Source organism: Roseateles sp. P5_B10 (genome assembly GCF_056400485.1).
On record NZ_JBFULE010000321.1, the window covers coordinates 1 to 5,715 of the forward strand.

The 5,715-nt window shown below is 64.8% G+C and carries 6 protein-coding genes and 1 pseudogene; 6 read left to right on the top strand and 1 reads right to left on the bottom strand.

From position 1 onward, the window contains the following. Window positions 1-306 (top strand): annotated as a pseudogene (locus tag AC1DU6_RS18140) (23S rRNA (uracil(1939)-C(5))-methyltransferase RlmD); the annotation flags it as partial. A gap of 194 nt (window positions 307-500) precedes the next feature. Next, window positions 501-2,018 (top strand): glycoside hydrolase family 5 protein, encoded by a 1,518-nt coding sequence (locus tag AC1DU6_RS18145; RefSeq protein ID WP_457445686.1) that lies wholly within the window; start codon window positions 501-503, stop codon window positions 2,016-2,018. A gap of 185 nt (window positions 2,019-2,203) precedes the next feature. On the opposite strand, the gene AC1DU6_RS18150 is transcribed toward AC1DU6_RS18145, so the two are convergent. After that, a complete protein-coding gene (locus AC1DU6_RS18150) occupies window positions 2,204-2,896 on the bottom strand; it encodes a Bax inhibitor-1/YccA family protein (RefSeq protein WP_457356219.1) in 693 nt (230 codons plus the stop codon). An 88-nt stretch (window positions 2,897-2,984) separates the two neighbouring features. Between AC1DU6_RS18150 and AC1DU6_RS18155 the strand changes: the two genes are divergently transcribed. The 4 genes from AC1DU6_RS18155 to AC1DU6_RS18170 all read left to right on the top strand — a co-directional run. Beyond that, window positions 2,985-3,386: a GlcG/HbpS family heme-binding protein gene (locus tag AC1DU6_RS18155; RefSeq protein ID WP_477858716.1), complete on the top strand. Its 402-nt coding sequence runs from the start codon at window positions 2,985-2,987 to the stop codon at window positions 3,384-3,386. A gap of 191 nt (window positions 3,387-3,577) precedes the next feature. Beyond that, window positions 3,578-4,738, top strand: a complete 1,161-nt coding sequence (gene carA, locus AC1DU6_RS18160; protein ID WP_477858717.1) for a glutamine-hydrolyzing carbamoyl-phosphate synthase small subunit — start codon at window positions 3,578-3,580, stop codon at window positions 4,736-4,738. Window positions 4,739-4,748: 10 nt separating this feature from the next. Further along, window positions 4,749-5,390, top strand: a complete 642-nt coding sequence (gene leuE / locus AC1DU6_RS18165) for a leucine efflux protein LeuE (RefSeq protein WP_477858719.1) — start codon at window positions 4,749-4,751, stop codon at window positions 5,388-5,390. A 10-nt stretch (window positions 5,391-5,400) separates the two neighbouring features. Next, window positions 5,401-5,715, top strand: a 315-nt coding sequence (locus AC1DU6_RS18170; RefSeq protein ID WP_477858721.1) for a carbamoyl phosphate synthase preATP-grasp domain-containing protein, incomplete at its 3' end; no start/stop codon positions are given.

The window sequence follows — 5,715 nt, forward strand, 5'->3', positions numbered from 1 at the left end:
CTGTTCGAGATGACGCCTGAACTGCTGGCATTGGATGGTGCAGCGGACCGCTGGCTCATCGACCCGCCGCGCGAAGGCGCCTTTGCGCTGGCCAAGGCGGTGGCGGACATCGCCCAGGACCCGTCGCTGGCGCCGGGCTGGATGGCACCGAAGCGCATCGTCTACGTCAGCTGCAACCCGGCAACGCTGGCGCGCGATGCCGGCTTGCTCGTCAATGTGGCGGGCTATCGCTGCACGGCGGCCAGCGCGGTCAACATGTTCCCGCACACGGCGCACGTCGAATCGATCGCAGTCTTCGATCGCTGAAGCGCACGTTGCTCAAGTAAATCCCGGCTCGCCCATTGCGACGACCGGGATTTTTTGCTTTTCGGCCTACGTGTTAGTCCGGACTCGGTCCCGGTGCGAAGTAGACAAAATGAATAAACAACATTGTTTAGTTGTTTTGCCGAGCATCGGGTCCACCCGGCCGGCGTCATGACTTCCACAGGAGACAAGCCAGCATGCCCATTCGAAATCTGTTGCCCCGAGTCCTGGGCACTGCCTGCCTGGCCCTCGGGCTCGCGTCGTCCGCGCTTGCGCAAACCACCCTGGCCCTGCCGCAACCGGCCCTCAAACGCGGCGTGAACGCGCTGGGCTATGACCCGCTCTGGAGCGAGCCGGCCAAGGCGCGCTTCCAGCTGCGCCATATGCAGGCCATCCGCGATGGTGGCTTCGACCATGTGCGCCTGAACCTGCATGCCTTCGAGCACATGGACGCCGAAGGCCGCTTGTCGACGGCTTGGCTGAAGACGCTGGACGAGATGACAGCCGCGGCGCTGAGCGCGGGCCTGCAGGTCATCCTGGACCAGCACAACTTCAACGACTGCGCCAAGGAGATCGACAAGTGCCGGACGCGACTCAAGGCCTTCTGGCGCCAAATCGCCCCGCGCTACAAGGACGCGCCCGACGCGGTGCTGTTCGAGATCCTGAACGAGCCCAACGGCGCGGCCGACGCGGTATGGAACGACATGCTGGCCGAGAACCTGGCCATCATCCGCGAGACCAACCCGAAGCGCCGCGTCGTCGTCGGGCCGAAGTTCTGGAACTCGCTGGATCAGCTCGACACCCTGAAGCTGCCCGAGTCCGACCGCAACCTGGTCGTGACCTTCCATTACTACACGCCCATGGAGTTCACCCACCAGGGCGCGTCATGGACGCCGCAGTTCCAGAAGCTGTCCGGCGTGACCTGGGGCACGGCCGCCGAGCTGGACAAGCTCAAGCAGGACTTCGATCGCGTGAAGGCTTGGGCGCAGCGCACGGGCCGGCCGATTCTGCTGGGCGAGTTCGGTGCCCTGGAGACGGCGGGCATGGCGCAGCGCGTGGCCTGGACTGCGGCGGTCGCCCGAGCTGCCGAGGCGCGCAGCTTCGGTTGGAGTTATTGGCAGTTCGACTCAGACTTCGTCGTCTGGGACATGCAGGCAGACGGCTGGGTCCGACCCATTCTGGGTGCCCTCGTGCCGGCGCCCGGCGCGCCGACACCCCAAGTGGCGCGCGGCGGTGACCCCGCGTTGGATCACCTGATCAATTCGGCCAAGGTCAGTGCCTGGTCGGTCTATGGCGAGGGCCAATCCACACAGCAGGTGGCTTGCGAGGCCTCGGGCAAGACCTGCCTGCGCGTCGACCTGCAGGGCAAGCGCGCCAACGTCTGGGACAACGGCGTGATCACACCCATCACCGGCGAGATCCGCAAGGGCGACAAGCTGCAGGTGCTCATGTGGATGCGGCTGGATACGGACGACGCCAAGGCCAAGGTCAGCGTGCCCATCTCGCTGCAACTGAATGCAGCGCCCTACACGGCCCTGCTGTCCAGTGTGGCCACGCTGACCAACAAGCTGGAGCCCGTGGTGCTGAACGGCACAGTCCAAGAAAACCAAGCTGCAGGCACGGTGATGCTGTCGGCGCACGTCGGGCAGGTGGGCCAGCCGATCATTGTGAGCGCACCCTTTGTGTTGAAGAACTTCAAGCCGGGCGCCCAATAAAAAAGGAGCCGCGTCAGCAGGCTCCTTCATCAGGCGGCCGCCGTGGAACCGGCTTTGCCGGGCCACTGGCGGCTGCCAAGGCCTGAGGCCTTGTCCTTCGCCAGGCACAAACAGTCCTCAGGACTGTTTSTGTCCGGGCTCAGCCCCCTTGAGGGGGAGGCGCAAAGCGCCTCCGGGTGAGTCAATCAGTCGCGCTCGCCGCCGAAGATGCCGAGCAGCGACAGCAGGCTCTGGAACACGTTGTAGAGGTCCAGGTAGATGGCCAGCGTGGCGGAGATGTAGTTGGTCTCGCCGCCGTCAATGACGCGCTTGATGTCATACAGCAGGAAGGCCGAGAACACGCCCAGCATCAGCACCAGGATGGTCAGCATCAGCGCTGACGACTGCAGGAAGATGTTGGCGATGCCGGCGACCATCAGCACGATCGCGCCAACGACCAGGAATTTGCCCATGGACGACAGGTCGCGCTTGATGATGGTGGACAGGCTGGCCATCGCGAAGAAGATCGCTGCCGTGCCGCCGAAGGCCGTCATGATCAAGCTGGAACCGTTGCGGTAGCCCAGCACCTGGGCAATCAGCCGCGACAGCATCAGGCCCATGAAGAAGGTGAAGCCCAGCAGGGCTGCGACGCCCATGCTGCTGTTCTTGGTCTTTTCGACGACGAACATCAGGCCGAAGGCGCCGATGAAGAAGACCAGCGTGCTGATGCCGAAGCCCATCTTGGCCATGAAGCCGGTGGATACGCCGATCCAGGCGCCCAGCACCGTAGGCACCAGCGACAGGGCGAGCAGCCAATAGGTGTTGCGCAGTACGCGCTGCCGGTCAACAGCCAGGCCGTTGCCGGCATAGCCGTAAGAGGTTTGCAGACTGTCGTTCATGACGATGCTCCGGAGGCAAAAGGACCGAGGGAATTCTAGGCTCCCGCTGGGGCGCTACATTGGGGTCTATCCCCCGGAAAGCAAGACCATGAAACAGCAATCTCAACTCGAACTCGCAGACGTCAAGCGCATCGCCGCCGCAGCGGAGGCCCATGCAGTCAGCAAGGGCTGGGCGGTGTCCATCGCCATCGTCGACGCCGGCGGCCACCTGCTGTGGCTGCAGCGCCTGGATGGCGCCTCGCCCAGCTCGGCGATGTTTGCGCCGGCCAAGGCGCACACCTCGGCCTTGGGCCGGCGCGAATCCAAGATCTACGAGGACATGATCAACGGCGGGCGGCAGTCCTTCCTCAGCGTGCCCGGCATRCACGGCCTGCTGGAAGGCGGCGTGCCCATCCTCGTCGACGGCCAGTGCGTGGGCGCGGTGGGCGTCAGCGGTGTGAAGTCCAGCGAAGACGCCGAAATCGCCAAGGCGGGTATTTCGGCACTCTGAAGCGGCACTTTGAGGCGTCACGAAGCCGTCGCGAGGCGGTCACGAAGCCTCCGTACTAACCCCAGTCGGCTATACTCGATGGGTTTACCTGAACCCATCTGCTGCCCGGCGAAAACCTCCTCGGTTTCCTCAAATTGATCCGCTCTCGGGCGGGTTGATGCTGGGCACGCGCCCCACTTGCGGAGACTTTCGTGCTGGCTGACCTGCTCCATCCCCCTCAAGCAATCCTGGCTCTGGCGGATGGGACGGTGTTCCGAGGCCAGTCCATCGGCGCAACGGGCCAGACGGTCGGCGAAGTGGTGTTCAACACCGCGCTGTCCGGCTACCAGGAAATCCTCACCGACCCCAGCTACTGCAAGCAGATCGTCACGCTGACGTATCCGCACATCGGCAGCTATGGCGTCAGCGATGAAGACGTCGAGGCATCCAAGGTTTTCGCCTCCGGTCTGGTCATCAAGGACCTGCCGCTGCGCGCGTCCAACTTCCGCTCGGGCCGTACGCTTGATCAGTACCTGCGCGACGAAGGTACCGTCGCCATCGCTGGCCTGGACACCCGCCGCCTGACACGCGTGCTGCGCACCAACGGCGCACAGAACGGCTGCATCCTGGCGTTGGCTGCCGGCGAAGCGCTGACCCAAGTCCATATCGACACTGCAGTCGCCGCCGCCAAGGCCGCACCGTCGATGTCCGGCCTGGACCTGGCCAAGGTCGTCAGCCGCACCGAGAACGAAACCTGGACGCAGACCGAGTGGAAGCTCGGCAGCGGCTACGGCACGCAGACCGCACCGAAGTTTCACGTCGTCGCCTACGACTTCGGCGTCAAGAGCAACATCCTGCGCATGCTGGCCGAGCGTGGCTGCAAGGTCACCGTCGTGCCGGCGCAGACGCCCGCCAGCGCCGTGTTCGACCTGGAGCCGGACGGCGTCTTCCTATCCAACGGCCCTGGCGACCCGGAGCCTTGCGACTACGCGATCAAGGCCACGGCGCAACTGATCGAATCCGGCATCCCCGTCTTCGGCATCTGCCTGGGCCACCAGATCCTGGCGCTGGCCAGCGGTGCCAAGACCTTCAAGATGAAGTTCGGCCACCACGGCGCCAACCACCCGGTCAAGGACCTGGACAGCGGCCGCGTCGGCATCACCAGCCAGAACCACGGTTTCGCGGTCGACCCCGACACGCTGCCGGCCAATCTGCGCGCCACGCACGTGAGCCTGTTCGATGGCACGCTGCAGGGCATCGCCCGCATCGACAAGCCGGCCTTCAGCTTCCAGGGCCACCCTGAAGCCAGCCCCGGCCCGCACGACATCGCCTATCTGTTCGACCGTTTCATTGGCTTGATGAACAAAGCCTGAGGAGCCCCCCATGTTCGGCATCACCGACCTCGGCACCTTCCTCGCGGCGGCGATCTTCATCATCCTGCTGCCCGGGCCCAACTCGATCTACGTGCTGTCCGTTGCTGCTCAGCGCGGCGTGCGTACCGGCTATGGGGCGGCCTGCGGTGTGTTCGTTGGCGACACGCTGCTGATGACTGCGGCTGCCGCTGGCGGCGCGTCGCTGCTGATGGCCAGCCCGCAGATCTTCTTTGTCGTGAAGATGGTCGGCGCGATCTACCTCGGCTGGATCGGCATTCAGCTGCTGCGCGGCGCGATGCGCACGTGGCGCGGTGAGGCCAGCACGGACGAGGCGCCGCGCCTCGTCGACGCGAGCCAGCCGTTCAAGAAGGCCCTGGTCGTCAGCCTGCTGAACCCCAAGGCCATCGCCTTCCTGCTGTCCTTCTTCATCCAGTTCGTCGACCCGGCCTATCCGCATCCGGCGCTGACCTTCCTGATCCTGGGTTCCATCATCCAGGTGCTGAGTTTCATCTATCTCTCGACGCTGATCTTTGCCGGCGCCCGCCTGGCCGCCGCCTTCCGCGCGCGCCGCCGGCTGTCCAGCACTGCCAACGCCAGCGTCGGCGCACTTTTCGTTGGGTTCGGGGCCAAGCTGGCCACGGCCACTCTCTAAGCAGACCGCCATGCCGAAACGTACAGACCTAAAAACCATCCTCATCATCGGCGCGGGTCCGATCATCATTGGCCAGGCCTGCGAGTTCGACTACTCCGGCGCCCAGGCCTGCAAGGCGCTGCGCGAGGAGGGCTACAAGGTCGTCCTGGTCAACAGCAACCCCGCGACGATCATGACGGACCCGGACACGGCGGACGTCACCTACATCGAGCCCATCACCTGGCAGGTGGTCGAGAAGATCATCGCCAAGGAGCGCCCTGACGCGGTGCTGCCGACGATGGGCGGCCAGACCGCGCTGAACTGCGCGCTGGACCTGCACAAGCAC

Bases quoted from the DNA above. Each gene is read 5' to 3' on its own strand.
- AC1DU6_RS18145 (WP_457445686.1), top strand. From the start codon at position 501: ATGCCCATTCGAAATCTGTTGCCCCGAGTCCTGGGCACTGCCTGCCTG.
- leuE (WP_477858719.1), top strand. From the start codon at position 4,749: ATGTTCGGCATCACCGACCTCGGCACCTTCCTCGCGGCGGCGATCTTC.
- AC1DU6_RS18150 (WP_457356219.1), bottom strand. From the start codon at position 2,896: ATGAACGACAGTCTGCAAACCTCTTACGGCTATGCCGGCAACGGCCTG.